Consider the following 16,642-nt stretch of genomic DNA (forward strand, 5'->3'; position numbering starts at 1 on the left):
GGATTCAGTGATGAAGGAGCAGTATGGGGAGAGGATCGAGCAGGTCATTGCCTACATAGAAAATCACAGCAGCCAGCCGCTGCGGCTGGACCAGCTGGCGGATATCTCCCATTTCTCCAAATTTCATTTCACCAGAATATTTACAGCCTTCACCGGCATGACGCCCATGGCCTTCGTAACCAGGAAGCGTATCGAGCGGGCATTGGTAATGCTGACTGAGACGAACCTGACGATTCTGGAGATCTCGGGGAATTGTGGGTTCGAATCCGTATCTGCGCTGGGCGTTCATTTCAAGCGGCACTACGGCTGCCCGCCGGGCACCTTCAGAAGCAGGAACCGCAAACATAGCAATTTCCCGTCAGTCCTCAGCAATAAGCAGGCAGAGCCAGCGGCCCTGGCGGATTACAATAAAGCAGAAGGTAATCCGCTGTTAAGGAGGGCATGGGACAGTATGGTGGAACTCAGAGAAATTGCAGAAGTTGAAGTCGCTTACGTCAGGCATATTGGAAGTTACCTGGACACGCATAACGCATGGGACGAGCTAACTGGCTGGGCTGCTCAGCAAGGATTCCATCCGGCGAATCAGCAGTTTATCGGAATCTCACTGGATGACGGAAATCTTGTTCAAGAGTCCGTTTGCCGGTACGACGCCTGTGTGACGCTCCCCGGAGATTTTGAGCAGGAGGCCCGCCGGGAGGAGGTAGAATATAAGAACCTATCCGGCGGGCTGTATGCGGTATATTCCTACTATGATACGGTAGATAGATTTGTCCTTGCGTACGATACTATGTTCAGCGTATGGTTACCCCGCAGCGGCTATGAAGCCGATGACCGGCCGTGTCTGGAATTCTGTCTGAATAATCCTGCGCAGGACCCGCAAGGCAAGTGCAGGGTTGATCTGTACGTCCCCATTAGGCCAAGCGCTTAAGGATCAGAGAAGGGAGTGTCCCGGGTGAAGATGGAGATTGTGTTTGACCAGTTCCCTGTCTTAAGGTCAGAGGAGCTGGTACTGGGCAAGATTGAGGAGCAGCATCTGGACGGGCTGTTCGAGATTTACAGCAATGACCAGGTGTTCGAATATTGCGGGATTATCCCCAAGCACAATAAGACTACAGTCAAGAGCATGATCGGTCATTATGAACGGGATTATGGCAAAAGATCGCGGATCAAGTGGGGCATCTTCGCCCCAGCGGACGATACGCACCTCCTCGGGATCATTGAAGCCTGCGACTTCAATCAGAAGGTCAATATGGTGACCATTGGCTACTTCCTCGCGGAAGCCCAGTGGGGGAGGGGCCTCGCCTCCAAAGCCGTTGAGCTGTTGACAGCATTCCTGTTCCAGCAGGCTCAGGTGAACAGAATTCAGGCGGAAGTGATGCTGAATAATGAGCCTTCTAAGAAGGTGCTGCTGAAGAACGGATATGTCAAGGAAGGAATGCTGCGGCAAGCGGCCCTCTGGTCCGGCAAGGGAGTGGTCGATCTGGAGATCTACAGCATGCTGAGGGAAGAGTATACCTGAATAGCTCATGGGTATCGGGGTTGCCGCTTGAAGGTTTTACAAGCGGACCATGAGGCCCTTATCTTTTGAAAAAGACAGTTTTACTGCTCGCCTGCGGACTGAGGGGCCGTTATAGGGCCAGTTGGTGGTAAAAATGAGGTAAGAGCGGCTAGTTAAGTGCATGTGAGTCCGCCTGGCCCGTAAAATGGTGCGATTTACAGGAATAGCGGCTCTCCAGTCCGCATGGATCGCAGCCGGAGTAGTGCTTAATTGCACAAAATAGAGAAAGCCAGCAACCAGCAGACTTGGTTAGTAACGGGTCGTGCATACAGCACACATTCTTCACAGAATATGTGCTGTATGGTCCATCCAAGCACGCCAAAAACCGCAGACAGGGGAGAACCCCTGCTGCGGTTTTTCGTGTACGCCTATTCGTGTCCAAGCCTTATCCTGCGTTGCCCATCAGGCTTCCATCTTCTGCGCCGTATACAGCCGGTGGTACAGGCCGCGCAGGGCGATCAGCTCGTCATGGGAGCCGCTCTCGGCAATGCCCTTGTTCGAAACGTACATAATCCGGTCGCAGTTCTTCACCGTAGACAGCCGGTGCGCGATGATGAACGAGGTGCGTCCCTTCAGCAGCTCGTTCAGCCCCTTCTGGAGCAGACGCTCGGTCTGTGCATCGATGGAGGAGGTGGCCTCATCCAGGATGAGAATCCGCGGGTTGGCCAGCAGCGTTCTGGCGAACGAGATCAGCTGCCGCTGTCCCTGGGAGAGCTTGGAGCCGCGTTCGTTCACCTCGGTCTGGTAGCCCTGATCGAATTCGCGGATGAAGTCGTCCGCGCAGACCGCCTTCGCGGCGGCGATGATCTCCTGCTCGGTCGCATCCGGTCTGCCATAGCGGATATTATCCAGAATGGTTCCCGAGAAGATGAAGCTGTCCTGCAGCATAATCCCCATCTGGCTGCGCAGCGATTTGAGCGTAATCTGCGAGATATCCTGTCCGTCGATCAGAATGCGTCCGCCGGTCAGGTTATAGAAGCGCGAGATCAGGTTGACGACGGTGGTCTTGCCCGCTCCGGTCGGACCGACCAGAGCAATGCTCTCACCCGCAGCGACATCGAAGGAGATATTCTCCAGAATATTCAGGCCCGGATCGTAGGCGAAGGTGACATCATCGAAGGTCACCCGGCCCTGAACCGGCGGGAGCGCCTTCGCACTGGGGATATCGCTGACCGTTACCGGCTCATCCAGCGTCTCGAAGATCCGCTCCAGATAAGCCACCGCATTAATGAAGTTATTGTACAGGTTCGACAGATTCAGGATCGGCTGCCAGAAGCGGGCCGCATAGCTGCTCATGGCCAGAATGACGCCCAGCGTCATATTCTGTGGGTCCAGAGTCAACAGGCCGACCAGGAAGATCATAGCCGTAACAATGGTAGACAGATTATCGACACTGAACGGAATCAGAATGTTGTAACGCAGCGCCTTCATCCAGGCCGTGCGGAAGTTGCCGGCCAGACGGGTGAAGATGCCCTCATTGCGTGTCTCCCGCGAGAACATCTGGGTGACGCCGATGCCGCTGATGCTCTCCTGGAGATAAGCATTCAGGTTGGAGCTTTTGTTCGATACCGCCTGCCAGGCCCGGCGCTGGCGGGTCTTGATCAGCAGCATGACCCCGAGGAATACCGGGAGTCCGGCCAGAATGATGAAGGAGAGCCGCACATCCACGGCGAACATGAACACCGCGATGAAGATCAGGTTCACGATTTCCAGGATGAAGTTGATAATCCCGTTGGATAACACATCGGAGACCCCGTTGACGTAGTTCACGACCCGGATCAGGATTTTGCCCTGCGGACGGTCGTCATAATATTTGAAGGGCAGCTCCTGCAGATGCTTGAACAGGTCGGTGCGGATATCGAAGATAATATCCTGTCCGACGCTTGTCATTATCCGCGAGCGGATCGTAGCCAAGATTACACTGACCACGATGGTCGCCAGCATCAGCAGGGACCAGCCGGTCAATGCGCCCATGTCTTTGGCCGGAATAGTTACATCCACCACATGCTGCATGATCAGCGGAGCCGACAGGGCGATCGCCGCTGACAATGCGCTGAGCGCGAATGCGATCAGCATCGGCTTCTTTTTGCGTCGGATATAGACCATGGCCCGCCGGAAATGCTTGATATTGAACGGCGATTCCAGATTCTCATCAACATCGAATTTATTCCTGGCCATTCACGGTCACCTGCCTTCCAATACCCTCGTTCTGAAGCATGAATACATCATAGTAATAACCCCGCTTCGCCAGCAGCTCGGCATGGGTCCCTTCCTCAATCAGCCGGCCGCCCTCCAGGATCAGAATGCGGTCAGCCTGGGCGGTAGTGGATACCCGCTGCGCAATGATGATCTTCGTGCAGGGGTACTCCAGATCACGCAGGCTGCGCTGAATATGCTCCTCCGTCTCCAGATCGACCGCAGAGGTCGTATCATCGAGGATCAGAATCGGACGTTGGACCGCCAGAGCACGGGCCAGCGCAATCCGCTGCTTCTGGCCCCCGGACAACCCGACACCGCGTTCCCCGACTACGGTATCGTAGCCTTCAGGCATTTTGACAATGAAATCATGGGCAGCGGCCAGAGCCGCGTAAGCCTTCGCATCCTCTTCAGGCAGATCAGGATCGCCGTAAGCGATGTTGCCGTCAATGGTATCGGAGAACAGCAGGACATCCTGCGTAGCCATCCCGATGTTCCCCCGCAGCTCATCCAGCTCCAGCTCCCGGACATCTCTGCCGTCTACCAGCACACGCCCTGCAGCCACATCATAGAAGCGGGGGATGAGGTTGATCAGTGAGGTTTTGCCGGAGCCGGTGGCCCCCATAATTGCAATGGTCTCTCCGGGCTCAATTGTGAAGCTCACATCATCCAGCACGGTAGCGTTATCATATTTGAACCGGACATGGTCGAATTCAATCCGTCCCTCATAGCGGCGGCGCTCCACCGGGTTATGGTCATTGGCAATCGCCGGACGGGCGTAATAGATGTCTACAATTTTGGATAAGCTGGCAAAGAAACGCTGAATATCATTAATAATTATTCCGATATTGCGCATGGGATTCGAGACCGCCCAGATCAGCGAGGAGAACGCCGTGAACTCACCGAAGGTAATCCGCCCCTCCATCACGTAGTAACCGCCGGCCAGCATCAGCACAACGTTGAAGCCTTGAGCGAAGGTCTCCAGATAAGGGAAGTAGTCAAGCCAGACGAGGGCCGCTTTTTTATTCGCCACCGCGTAGTTGACATTCTTCTCTGTGAACTTGGCAATCTCGAACTCCTCACGGGCAAAAGCCTTCACCACCCGGTTCCCGGAGATATTCTCCTGGGTCGTCGTGTTGAGCTGGGACAGCCGTTCACGCAGGTCGATGTACATCGGGCGCACTTTTTTGGCGAAGATGAAGGCCACGACGAAGATCGGCGGTGACAGGATCAGCATCCACAGTGTCAGCTTCACATCAATCGTGAGGAAATAAATGACGGCTGCCAGGAAAATCGTCAGCGATTCAATAATCGTCTTGAAAATCCACGCCATCGAGTGGCGGACCATATCCAGATCCCCCGTCATTTTGGTCATCAGGTCCCCGGTGCGGTTGCGGTCATAATAGTCCCGGTCCTGGCCCTGAATCTTGTTGTACAGATAAATCCGGATATTGTACATCATATTCTGTGAAGAAATTTCGTACTGCATGGTCGTGAAGTATGCCAGCCCTGTACGGAGCAGAGAGAAGCCGATCATGCCCAGGCAGAGTGCAATGAGCAGTCCGCGTCCTGTAGCAAGATTCTCTCCTGCGTGGTCACCGGCAATGAACGTATCGACGATGCGCTGGCTGATGTAGGGGTTCACAATCGTAAGACTTGAGCCCACCACTGAGAGGCAGAGCGCCACGATATACCGCGCCCGGTTGCCCTCCAGGTTCTGCCACAGCCATTTGATTTCAAACATCTGATCACCTGTTTCCTGTTGTTCTTGATAAATAAACACAGTGATTATAACACTATGGTTCAAAATGTATAGGTTTTCGGGCAATTTTTTGTTACAACTCACCAAACTTTTTGCCGGAGTAATTCTGCATTGCGTTAATGTAGATCACAGCTTACAATGACTCTTACAGATTATGATAGTTACGTTTTTCACATGCGAAGCATACATATGAGGGGGAGCATTTCGTTGGAATCCAAACAGTTAACCAGAGGACTTAAGCCGCGGCATATCGAGCTGATCGCCCTGGGCGGCACAATTGGCGTGGGATTATTCATGGGCTCGGCAAGTACGATTAAGTGGGCGGGGCCTTCCGTGCTGCTTGCGTATCTTTTGGCAGGAATCATTATGTTTTTTGTGATGCGGATTATGGGGGAGATGCTGGTGGTGGAGCCGGTGACCGGTTCGTTCGCCACTTTTGCCCACAAATATATCAGCCCGCTGGCTGGCTTCCTGACCGCCTGGAGTTATTGGTTCCTGTGGGTGACAGTCGGGATGGCGGAGGTTACGGCGATTGGAATCTATGTCGGGTACTGGTTCCCGGATATTCCGCAGTGGATTCCGGCGCTGATCGGTGTGGGCATCATTGCAGCAGCCAATCTGGCGGCGGTGAAGCTGTACGGGGAGTTTGAATTCTGGTTTGCGATGATCAAGGTGGTCGCTATTGTCGTGATGCTGGTGATCGGCACCGGGGTGATTTTCTTCGGGCTCGGGAATGGCGGGCAGCCGCTCGGACTGTCCAATCTGTATAGCCATGGCGGTTTTTTTGCCGGAGGGCTGAAGGGCTTCCTGTTCGCGCTCTGCATTGTCACGGCGGCCTATCAGGGGATTGAGCTGGTGGGGATTACGGCAGGGGAAGCGGAGAATCCCAAGCAGACGTTGCGAAAAGCGATCAAGAATATCATCTGGCGCATTCTGATTTTCTACGTGGGGGCCATCTTCATCATTGTGACCATTTATCCGTGGAATGAGATCGGCGAGATCGGCAGTCCGTTCGTGTTGACCTTCGCCAAGGTAGGGATTGTCGCTGCGGCCGGCATTATCAACTTCGTGGTGCTGACAGCGGCGATGTCGGGCTGCAACAGCGGAATCTACAGTGCGGGAAGAATGCTCTACACGCTGGCCCAGAACGGACAGGCTCCGAAGTTCTTCGGCAGAGTCTCTGCCAGCGGAGTGCCGCGTAACAGTATTATTACAACGATTTCCCTGCTGCTGGTCGGCGTGCTGTTCAACTATCTGATGCCGGACTCCAAGCTGTTTCTCTATATTTACAGTGCCAGCGTGCTTCCGGGAATGATTCCGTGGTTCGCCCTGGCCTTCAGCCAGTTCAGATTCAGAGAGCGGTGGGCAGGCGAGATGGCAGCCCATCCGTTCAAATCCCGCTTTTTCCCGGTCAGTAACTACATTATTATTATCTTCCTGTCGCTGGTCATCATCGGCATGTGGTTCAACCCGGATACCCATCTGTCGCTGATCGTCGGCGCGTCCTTCCTGGCTATTGTTGTGGCGGGGTATTATGCGTTTGGGATCGGCAAACGCCGGATGCCTGGGGATGGGGAGGAAGTGTAGTTCTTCTAATTTGGATTGGAAACGAAGTGTCGGATTTTATGAGCGGCATGGCTTCAAGATGTGGTATGTCCAAATGTATCGTTAATAAAAAGGCTTCCGAAGCAAACTACGCTCCGGAAGCCTTTTGCATGTCAACCCTTAAGACGAAGCTGCCGCCGCAGCAGAGGCCGCAGCTACAGCAATCGCTGTCTGCTGGGCAATGATGATGTTGGTCAGGCTGGTAGACAGCGTGGATTGAATAATGCCGTTTCTCACATCATCTACATATTGATAGGAGACGAGCGCGGCAGACAGCAGGAGCAGCTCCTGCTTGTTGATCGACCAGCCGCCGAAGCCCTTCTGCGGGCGCAGGAACTCATAGGTGTCCGAGACATCGCTTACCAGCTGCTGCTGCTCATAGGGGATCAGGGACAGGATGCCAAGGGAAGAAAGTGTGTACTCCTTATCCAGCCGGATATCCCGTGCCCGGAACGCCTCACGCAGGCTTAGCACCCGGCTTGTGAGATCCTCGCCGCCCAGCACCAGGACCTGTGTTAGCGCCTGGACACTGTTGCCGGAGAAGAACTCGGGCTTGAGCGTAACATAGAGCTGTTCCAGCTGCTCCAGCCCTTGCTCTACAGGGATATCGGAGAGGCCGAGCATGGCAGCGAAGATATAGTCGTCCTGTCTGGTCAGGAAACGGTGCTTCGACCGCATCCCTTCATAGAAGGCTTGAGTGCGGTCTATGGCTGCGGTATATCGATCGTACGGGGTATGGGCAGCGATCTGATAGGCGGCAATGACCAGGTAGTCGGAGGCCCGGAATTTACGTTCCTTGAGCAGGTCATATACAGCCAGCGTTGCTGCAAGCTGCTGCTGCGGCTGTGGGGACAGGGAGAGCAGCGCAGCAATACAGATGGCTGAGGTTCCCCGGAAGGGAGAGAAGCCCCGGGTGTTATCCTTGACCATCTCATGGTACATGCGGATCGCCTCCACATTGGCCATCTTGTCCTCCACCGCATAGAGCACGGCGGCCAGCCGGTTCACGGAGGCATTTTGCCAGGGGAATTCCTGTTTAATCTGCTGGGCGTTAGTGACGAATAATTCAAGTCTGGTTATGTACGATTGCTTCAAATGATGCACCTCTCATCTTGTGGTAGTTAATTTGGGTATATTCTACTATAAAAACCAAATCGATGAAATTGAATCTCCTCCCGCAGACTTGCCCCCAAACCTATGAGAGCGTATTCTTGAATAAAGTATACTAGAAGGATGGATAATTATTCCGGAAAGAGAGGCACGAGAATGATAAGAGCATCTGAAGATAACGAATATTATGAGCTGTCCAGTCCGACCATTCTACCCAAGGCTTCGGGGTTCTTGTGGAATGAGCAGATGATGATTCATATGAACTGCCGGGGATATGCGGTAGCCCAGTTCATGCAGCCCGAGCCTGCCAAGTACTCCTATGCGCCGAATCTGGAGGCCAAGACGTTCATGCAGCCGGAGCAGCCTTATTATGCCCACCACCCCGGCCGCTTCGTCTATGTCAAGGATGAGGAGAACGGAGAGCTGTTCTCTGCCCCTTATGAGCCTGTCCGCAACCCTCCGGATCATTACACTTTTGCAGTAGGTAAACATAATATTGTATGGACCATCGAGAAGAACGGGATTGCGATAGAGATGACGCTAAGCCTGCCAAAGGATGAGCCGATGGAGCTGTGGCGGGTGAAGGTGACCAATCTGTCTGCGGCGCGGCGGAGTATTAGCATCTACCCCTACTTCACCATCGGCTACATGTCATGGATGAATCAGTCGGGCGAGTATAAGGAAGCCTTGCAGGGAATCGTGGCTACAGCGGTCACACCTTATCAGAAATATCAGGATTATGCCAAAATCAAACATCTGAAGGACAAAACCTTCCTGCTGGCCGACCATGCCCCGGCCTCCTGGGAAGTGAATCAGGAAGCCTTCGAGGGCGAAGGCGGAATCAGCTCGCCGTCAGCGCTTAAGAGTAAGCGGCTGGCGCAAGGCGAAGCCCGTTATGAGACCCCGGTTGCCGCTATGCAATACAGTCTGGACCTGGATGCGGGGGAAGAGCGTGAATACCGCTTCGTCTTCGGCCCGGCCCGGAGTGAGCGGGAGATTGCAGAGATCCGCCGGGAGCTGTTCCTGGACACCGACGCGGCGGGCGAAGACGGATTCGTGCGCGCCGAGCGGGAATATGCGCAATACATCGCGGAAGGCAGAGGAAGCATTGAGATTTCCACGCCGGATGCGGATCTCGACAATCTGGTCAACCACTGGCTGCCCCGGCAGATGTATTATCACGGGCAGACCAACCGTCTGACGACCGACCCGCAGACCCGGAATTATCTGCAGGATAATATGGGGATGAGCTATCTTAAGCCGCAGACGGCAAGAGCGGCGTTCCTGACGGCTTTAAGCCAGCAGGAGGCCAGCGGAGCGATGCCGGACGGCATTATTTTGCATGAAGCGGCTGAACTGAAATATATCAATCAGGTTCCGCATACAGACCATTGTGTCTGGCTGCCGATATGCCTAAGTACCTATCTGGATGAGACGGATGATTACAGTATTCTGGATGAGGAAGTATCGTATGCGGGCGGCTTGGAGACAGGACCAGTGCATGAGCATATCGACCGGGCAGTGCAGTGGCTGCTCCATGAGCGGGATGAGCGCGGCCTGAATTATATCAATCAGGGAGACTGGTGTGACCCGATGAATATGGTGGGGTACCGGGGACAAGGCGTGTCCGGCTGGCTGACCATCGCTACCGCGTATGCCTGTATGGTCTGGGCGGATATTTCTGAGCGGAGCGGCCGCACGGATACCGCCAAGACCTTCCGCCAAGCAGCGGAGGAGACGAATGCGCTCGTCAATCAGTACTTCTGGGATGGCGAGTGGTATGCGCGGGGAATTACCGATGACAATGTAGTGTTCGGAATCAGCAGCGACAAGGAGGGCCGGATCTTCATTAATCCCCAGGGCTGGGCGCTGCTCAGCGGTGCGGCGGATGAAGAGAAGCGGCAGAAGCTGATGAAGTCGGTCACGGAGCAGCTGGAGACCCCATACGGAGTGGAAAAGCTGGCACCGTCCTATACCGCCATGCGCGAGGATGTGGGCCGGGTGACGCAGAAGCATCCGGGGACAGCCGAGAACGGCGCAGTCTACAACCATGCCGCAGCCTTCTATATCTATGGCTTGTATGCAGTGGGTGAGCAGGATGACGCGTACCGTCTGCTGCGCAAAATGCTCCCCGGGCCCGATATCGAGGATATCATCCGGCGGGGCCAGCTGCCAGTGTTCATCCCTAACTATTACCGGGGCGCTTACAAGCAGTTCCCGCAGACCGCCGGACGCTCCAGCCATCTGTTCAACACCGGAACCGTTCCGTGGGTGTACCGTTGCCTGATGGACGGACTGTTCGGCCTGCAAGGCTGCCGGGAAGGACTCCAGGTGAAGCCGCAGCTTCCTTCCGGCTGGCAGGAGGCAACCGTGAAGCGCAGCTTCAGAGGCGCCGAGCTGCAGATTGAGATGAAGCGTGAATCTGGCGTAGCGGCAATCGAAGTATATCTGGACGGCGGCTTGGCGGAAGACGGTGTTCTGAAGGAGCTGAAACCGGGTAAGCAGTATCAGGTGCTGGTTAAGATTCCGGCAGAGGCTGTTACTATCTAAATACAGGAGGCTGCATGAACATGACGAATCATATTCCGGAAGTACTGCTGAATGATGGACTGAAGGTGCCTGCGATTGGCTACGGAACGGCCTGGATCAAAGGTACGAAGGGCGTGCAGAATCTGAAGACGGCCCTGGATTTGGGGTATCGTCTGATTGATTCTGCATTCAACTATGAGAATGAAGGCGTTGTCGGGGAAGCGGTACGGCAGAGCGGGGTACCCAGAGACCAGCTGTTCATCACATCCAAGCTGCCCGGACGCCATCACAAGTATGATGAAGCGGTCGAGACTGTTCAAGAATCGCTGTACCGTGCAGGACTGGATTATTATGACCTGTATCTGATTCACTGGCCGAACCCCAAGGTGAACCTGTATGTGGAAGCATGGCAGGCGCTGATTGATGCCCGGAAGCAGGGATTGATCCGTTCGATCGGAGTCAGCAACTTTTTGCCGGAGCATCTGGATCGCCTGATTAAGGAGACGGGTGTCGTGCCCAGCATGAATCAGATTGAGCTGCATCCCTATTATAATCAGGCAGAGCAGCGTGCTTACCATAACAAGCATGGAATCATTACAGAATCCTGGAGCCCGCTGGGACGCGGCACGGAGCTGCTGAAGAATGAACAGCTGAGTGCGATCGCCGCAGCCCATGACAAATCGGTCTCACAGATTGTTCTGCGCTGGCACGTGCAGCTGGGAGCGGTTCCGATTCCAAGATCGCAGTCGGAGGAGCATCAGCGGGAGAATCTGGATATTTTTGATTTCGCTTTGTCAGAGGAAGAGATGAAGGTGATTTCGGAGATTCCGACAACCGGACCGCTGTGGGACCAGGACCCGGCCGTGTACGAGGAGTTCTGATCCATTGATGTTATAGAGATACGGCCCCTTGCTCTTTGGCAGGGGGTTTTTGTTACAGCGCTCATACATAATTCGTTTAAGAAAAAGGGAAGCTGGTTACATAGAAAGAGTCAGAAGCCTACAAAAGTTCAGAAGCGAACAGAGGAGGAATATTATCATGAGTAATCAATATAAGATTCAAGATCCTGTGCAGCAATATGAAAAGGCTACGCCTGAATTCGAGCAGCAGCAGCCCAGTCCCGGCCTGGAGACGAAGATGCATCCGCGTCCAGATGACGGGGCGGGCACCTACAAGGGCAGCGGGCGGCTCACCGGACGGAAGGCCGTCATTACGGGAGCGGATAGCGGAATCGGGCGGGCGGTAGCGATTGCTTTTGCCCGTGAAGGCGCCGATGTGGTGCTGGCCTATCTGCCGGAGGAAGAAGCTGACGCGAAGGAAGTGGTTAAGCTCGTAGAGGAAGCCGGGCGCAAGGCGGTGGCCCTGCCGGGTGATCTGAAGGACGAGAAGTACTGTGAGCAGCTGATTGCCAAGGCCGTAGAGGAGCTGGGCGGAATTGATATCCTGGCTAATATCGCCGGTAAGCAGCAGTTCGTCAAAGACATCGCCGATTTGACCACAGAACAGTTCGATGCTACCTTCAAGACGAATGTCTACTCGCTGTTCTGGCTCTGCAAGGCAGCGGTGAAGCATATGAAGCCTGGCAGTACGATTATTAATACATCATCGATTCAGGCCTATGAGCCTTCAGAGATCCTGCTGGATTATGCCACGACCAAGAGCGCGATCAACACCTTCAGCAAAGCGTTCGCCCAGCAGGTGGCGCCTAAGGGAATCCGCGTGAACGTTGTCGCCCCGGGACCGGTGTGGACTCCGCTTCAGGTAAGCGGCGGACAGCCGGAGGAAGTCCTGAAGGAGTTCGGAGCCAAGACCCCGCTGGGACGTCCCGGCCAACCAGCTGAAATGGCTCCGGCCTATGTATTCCTGGCCAGCCAGGAATCAAGCTATGTCAGCGGCGAGACCCTGAATGCCAACGGCGGAATGCCGACCCCATAAATTAAGGTTGAGTAGTAAACACGCTTGAGCAGGAACCTCCGTTAGGAGGTTTTTTGCTGTGAAAGAAATAATTGGAGGCAGTCTGCGTCACCTGGATTCAGCCGAAGCGAGCGGACTCCCTCCACTTTTGCCATCATAGGGGGTTCATGTGCTACACTTGAGTAATTGAATCGGTATCTGCCAGTTCTGGTGCATTAGCGGTTTGTGGAGAAGACAGGAGGAGACGGCATGGCATTCGTAACGGTGAAGGGCGAATATAAGCGCTATAAGATGGGGGAGACCCTAATTGTTGCCAACGACGGCATTGAGTTCGAGATTGAAAAGGGTGAATTTGCTGTAATAGTAGGGCCTAGCGGAGCGGGAAAGTCAACGGTGCTTAACATACTGGGCGGGATGGATTCCGCCGACGAAGGCCAGGTCATTGTGGACGGTACTGACATCGCACGTTTCAGCGCCAAGGAGTTGACCGGCTACCGCCGTAATGACGTGGGTTTCGTGTTTCAGTTCTATAATCTGGTCCCTAATCTGACCACCCTGGAGAATGTCGAGCTGGCTTCGCAGATCTCGCCACGGGCGCTGGATGCGCAGAAGGTGCTGGAGGATGTAGGCCTTGGCGCGCGGCTGAATAACTTCCCGGCCCAGCTCTCGGGCGGGGAGCAGCAGCGCGTGGCTATCGCCAGAGCGCTGGCGAAGCAGCCGAAGCTGCTGCTCTGTGATGAGCCGACCGGTGCGCTCGATTACAATACCGGCAAGCAGGTGCTTAAGCTGCTGCAGGATACCTGCCGCGACACCGGCACAACGGTGATTGTGATCACGCATAACCTGGCGATTGCTCCGATGGCCGACCGGGTCATTGAAATCAACAACGCCAAGGTACGGAAAATGGTGAAGAATCCAGCACCGGTATCCGTGGAAGATATCGAATGGTAAGGAGCCGGGAATGATGAAGAAACGGGCACTATGGAAGGATGTTTTTCGGGAGATCGGCCGCACCAAGGCGAGGTTCCTCTCGATCTTTGCAATTATTATGCTGGGGGTCAGCTTCTTCTCCGGGATCAAGTCGGCCGGGCCGGATATGCTGGATACTGCAGCAACGTATTATAAGGATCTGCGGCTGATGGATCTGCGGGTCCAGTCCACTTACGGACTATCGGAGCAAGGGATTGAGCAGCTTCGGGGGATTCCCGGGGTGCAGACGGTTCAGCCTGTATACAGCTCCGATGTATTTCTTGGCGACAGCGGGCTGATTGCCAAGGTCTATTCATATGCGGACAATAATGAACTGAACGGCTACAAGCTCACCGCCGGGCATCTCCCGGCAGCCTCTGGAGAGATTGTGCTGGATGAACACCTGCGCGAGGAAGAGAAATTCGCGCTCGGAGATTCCATCACCTTCGGCGGCGAGGCCGGGGAGACGCCCGAAAAGAGCTTCCGGACCAAGACTTATAACGTAGTAGGCTTCGCGCAGAGTCCGCAATATATTGAGACTGCGAACCGCGGAACTAGCCGGATTGGTAAAGGGACCGCCGATGCGTTCGCCGTCATCCCGGAAGGGGATTTCACGCTTCCGGTGTATACGGAGGCCTATCTTAGCTTCAAGGATACGGCTGCACAAACAGCCTATACGCCTGCTTATGACAAGCTGATTGAGCAGCATCTTCCCGAGGTGGAGGAAGCGCTCAAGGATTACCCGGCGCAGCGCCTGGAGGAGCTGAAGACGGAGGCGGTAGCGGCGGCCAAGCAGGCTGCGGCTCAGCAGGGGACGCAACAGCCGCAGCCGCAACAACAACAGGCAGCATATGCCGCACAGAGCCAGCCGGAGCTGCCCAAGGTATATGTGGCTGACCGCACAATTAACCCGGGATACGCCGAATACAAGGATAATGCGGACCGTCTGTCCGCGATTGCGTCGGCTTTTCCGGTATTCTTTTTCCTGATTGCAGCGCTTGTCAGCTTAACGACGATGACCCGCATGGTGGAGGAGCAGCGGCTCCAGATCGGGACGATGAAGGCACTCGGATACGGCGCTATGGACATTATGACCAAGTTTCTGGTGTATGGAACGCTCGCCAGCCTTGCTGCATCCATTGCGGGCCTGGCGGTCGGCTTCACGTTCTTCCCGGATATTATCTATAATGCCTACAGCTCGCTCTATAACCTGCCGGATGTGATCAAGAGCTTCTATCCATCTTACGCCGTTATTTCCATCATCGTGGCGCTGGTCTGTACAACGATGACGGCCATGATCGCTTCACGGGTGGAGCTGCGGAGCAACGCGTCTGTGCTGATGCGGCCCAAGGCGCCCAAGAGCGGGCAGCGGATTATGCTGGAGCGCTTCAAGTTCCTGTGGACCCGGCTCAGCTTCGTGCAAAAGGTGACAGCCCGCAATCTGTTCCGCTACAAGCAGCGGATGTTCATGACCGTTATCGGGGTGGCAGGCTGTACCGCACTGATTCTGACCGGCTTTGGACTGAAGGATTCCATCGGCAGCATCGCCGAGCGGCAGTTCGGCGGCATTATGAAATATAGCGCCCTGGTAGCCCTGCATGATAATGCAACTCCTGCAGATCAAGCTTCCTATAAGGAACTGATTGAACAGGAGACTGCAGTTACAGGCACGCTGAATGTGCTGCAGGAGGCTGTGACGGCCCGGGCCAAAGGCGTGAACGACCAGGAAGTGCGGATCTTTGTTCCCTCGGATACAGCTGAGCTGGCGTCTTTCGTTAATCTTAAGGACCGCAGCACCGGTAAGCCGCGTGTACTGAGTGACGAGGGCGCGGTCATTACAGAGAAGCTGGCTAAGCTGTATGATGTTGCCCCCGGAGATACGTTGACGCTTCTGGATAGCAACAATGAGCCATTCCAGGTCAAGGTAGCGGCTGTCACTGAGAACTATGTGCTGCATTATGTATACATGACTCCGGCTTACTACACAGAGGTGTTCGGCAAGGAGCCGTTCTATAATACTCAATTATTGAATTACAGCGGCAAGGATACAGGGTGGGAGAGCGCCTTCGGGGAGAAGCTGACTGCGAATGGACAGGTGGCCTTGGTCAGCTTTTCCAGCGGAGTGGGAGAGGCCTTCGAGGGAACCATGGACAGTATGGATATCGTCATTGTGGTGCTGATTGTCTCTGCTGCCGCGCTGGCCTTCGTGGTTCTCTATAACCTGACCAATATTAACGTGTCCGAGCGGGTCCGCGAATTGTCTACGATTAAGGTGCTCGGCTTCTATGATAAGGAAGTCACTCTGTATATTTACCGGGAAAATATTCTGTTAACCCTGCTCGGCATCCTGTCTGGCAGTGCCTTGGGGGTGATCCTGCACCGGTTCGTCCTGTCGACCGCCGAGCTGGATGCCACCATGTTCGCTCCGCTGATCAAGTGGCAGAGCTACATCTATGCAGCCTTGCTGACCATACTATTCTCAGGTATCGTAATGGCATTCATGCACATCAAGCTCAAGCGGATTCATATGATTGAAGCGCTGAAATCAGTAGAGTAGTTCAGTCACGATTTTGTCAAAAAAGATAAAAAAAGCATCAGCATATTAAGGAAGGATAATGGCCGGGGGCAGAGGGAGCCCGGAGCCGTTATCCTTCTTTTTTTGTGCCTGAAAAGGGTTGGATAGCAAGGAAAATAGCGCTGGAACATGCGGAAATAGGACGAACAGTGTCGAAAAAACACGAAAATGATAATAAAGTGTCATTAAAACTAACCCGACTAAACTCATTTAAATAATGAGCAAAGGAGTTTTTACATTTATTCCAAGATACATTGGAAGTAAATGTTTCAAGAGCAAAAAAGTAAGATTCTCCAGCGATAAATAAATATATTGACGTAAGATATATTAACATGTAATATAAACCATAATTTATCAGGGAAGTTGTGAGGCTTCCCGCCGGAAAAGTTGTCCCTGACCCTAATTGACCCGCGGTCTATTCCTC

Annotated in this window: 11 protein-coding genes; 8 read left to right on the forward strand and 3 right to left on the reverse strand. The window is 54.2% G+C overall.

What is annotated here, in order from left to right:
• The first annotated feature begins 10 nt into the window (after window positions 1–10).
• Together ACFSX3_RS04355 and ACFSX3_RS04360 are read left to right on the forward strand one after the other, a co-directional pair.
• Window positions 11–928, forward strand: coding sequence for an AraC family transcriptional regulator (locus ACFSX3_RS04355; protein WP_209991941.1), 918 nt, complete (start codon window positions 11–13; stop codon window positions 926–928).
• 24 nt (window positions 929–952) lie between these two features.
• On the forward strand, window positions 953–1,519 hold the full coding sequence (locus tag ACFSX3_RS04360; RefSeq protein WP_209991940.1) for a GNAT family N-acetyltransferase: 567 nt from the start codon (window positions 953–955) through the stop codon (window positions 1,517–1,519).
• Window positions 1,520–1,960: 441 nt separating this feature from the next.
• Here ACFSX3_RS04360 and ACFSX3_RS04365 read toward each other — a convergent pair whose 3' ends face one another.
• Window positions 1,961–3,736 carry an ABC transporter ATP-binding protein gene (locus tag ACFSX3_RS04365; protein ID WP_209991939.1) on the reverse strand — a complete coding sequence of 592 codons (1,776 nt, stop codon included), beginning with the start codon at window positions 3,734–3,736 and terminating at the stop codon, window positions 1,961–1,963.
• Complete coding sequence (locus ACFSX3_RS04370; protein ID WP_209991938.1) at window positions 3,723–5,498, reverse strand: ABC transporter ATP-binding protein; 1,776 nt, start codon at window positions 5,496–5,498, stop codon at window positions 3,723–3,725. The genes ACFSX3_RS04365 and ACFSX3_RS04370 overlap by 14 nt, the downstream gene beginning before the upstream one ends.
• Window positions 5,499–5,723: 225 nt before the next feature.
• On the opposite strand from ACFSX3_RS04370, the gene ACFSX3_RS04375 reads away from it, so the two are divergent.
• Window positions 5,724–7,103, forward strand: coding sequence for an amino acid permease (locus ACFSX3_RS04375; RefSeq protein WP_209991937.1), 1,380 nt, complete (start codon window positions 5,724–5,726; stop codon window positions 7,101–7,103).
• Between the two features lie 138 nt (window positions 7,104–7,241).
• Here ACFSX3_RS04375 and ACFSX3_RS04380 read toward each other — a convergent pair whose 3' ends face one another.
• Window positions 7,242–8,225 carry a DUF4003 family protein gene (locus ACFSX3_RS04380; RefSeq protein WP_379312641.1) on the reverse strand — a complete coding sequence of 328 codons (984 nt, stop codon included), beginning with the start codon at window positions 8,223–8,225 and terminating at the stop codon, window positions 7,242–7,244.
• A 162-nt stretch (window positions 8,226–8,387) separates the two neighbouring features.
• Here ACFSX3_RS04380 and ACFSX3_RS04385 point away from each other — a divergent pair, with 162 nt between their 5' ends.
• From ACFSX3_RS04385 to ACFSX3_RS04405, 5 genes are all read left to right on the forward strand, one after another.
• Window positions 8,388–10,781 carry a GH36-type glycosyl hydrolase domain-containing protein gene (locus ACFSX3_RS04385; protein ID WP_209991935.1) on the forward strand — a complete coding sequence of 798 codons (2,394 nt, stop codon included), beginning with the start codon at window positions 8,388–8,390 and terminating at the stop codon, window positions 10,779–10,781.
• Between the two features lie 20 nt (window positions 10,782–10,801).
• Window positions 10,802–11,641, forward strand: a complete 840-nt coding sequence (locus tag ACFSX3_RS04390) for an aldo/keto reductase (protein WP_209991934.1) — start codon at window positions 10,802–10,804, stop codon at window positions 11,639–11,641.
• Window positions 11,642–11,798: 157 nt separating this feature from the next.
• The gene (locus ACFSX3_RS04395) at window positions 11,799–12,695 is read left to right on the forward strand and encodes an SDR family oxidoreductase (RefSeq protein WP_209991933.1); all 897 of its coding nucleotides are present in this window, start codon (window positions 11,799–11,801) and stop codon (window positions 12,693–12,695) included.
• A gap of 228 nt (window positions 12,696–12,923) precedes the next feature.
• Window positions 12,924–13,625, forward strand: coding sequence for an ABC transporter ATP-binding protein (locus ACFSX3_RS04400; RefSeq protein WP_209991932.1), 702 nt, complete (start codon window positions 12,924–12,926; stop codon window positions 13,623–13,625).
• Window positions 13,626–13,635: 10 nt separating this feature from the next.
• Window positions 13,636–16,200 carry an ABC transporter permease gene (locus ACFSX3_RS04405; RefSeq protein WP_449290225.1) on the forward strand — a complete coding sequence of 855 codons (2,565 nt, stop codon included), beginning with the start codon at window positions 13,636–13,638 and terminating at the stop codon, window positions 16,198–16,200.
• Window positions 16,201–16,642 lie beyond the last annotated feature (442 nt).

Source organism: Paenibacillus rhizoplanae, from assembly GCF_042684125.1.
Lineage (GTDB): Bacteria > Bacillota > Bacilli > Paenibacillales > Paenibacillaceae > Paenibacillus_AQ > Paenibacillus_AQ rhizoplanae.

Excerpts from the sequence above, each read along its gene's own strand:
- ACFSX3_RS04390 (WP_209991934.1), top strand. The coding sequence starts at position 10,802 with ATGACGAATCATATTCCGGAAGTACTGCTGAATGATGGACTGAAGGTG.
- ACFSX3_RS04395 (WP_209991933.1), top strand. The coding sequence starts at position 11,799 with ATGAGTAATCAATATAAGATTCAAGATCCTGTGCAGCAATATGAAAAG.
- ACFSX3_RS04385 (WP_209991935.1), top strand. The coding sequence starts at position 8,388 with ATGATAAGAGCATCTGAAGATAACGAATATTATGAGCTGTCCAGTCCG.
- ACFSX3_RS04370 (WP_209991938.1), bottom strand. The coding sequence starts at position 5,498 with ATGTTTGAAATCAAATGGCTGTGGCAGAACCTGGAGGGCAACCGGGCG.
- ACFSX3_RS04355 (WP_209991941.1), top strand. The coding sequence starts at position 11 with ATGAAGGAGCAGTATGGGGAGAGGATCGAGCAGGTCATTGCCTACATA.
- ACFSX3_RS04400 (WP_209991932.1), top strand. The coding sequence starts at position 12,924 with ATGGCATTCGTAACGGTGAAGGGCGAATATAAGCGCTATAAGATGGGG.
- ACFSX3_RS04405 (WP_449290225.1), top strand. The coding sequence starts at position 13,636 with ATGATGAAGAAACGGGCACTATGGAAGGATGTTTTTCGGGAGATCGGC.
- ACFSX3_RS04365 (WP_209991939.1), bottom strand. The coding sequence starts at position 3,736 with ATGGCCAGGAATAAATTCGATGTTGATGAGAATCTGGAATCGCCGTTC.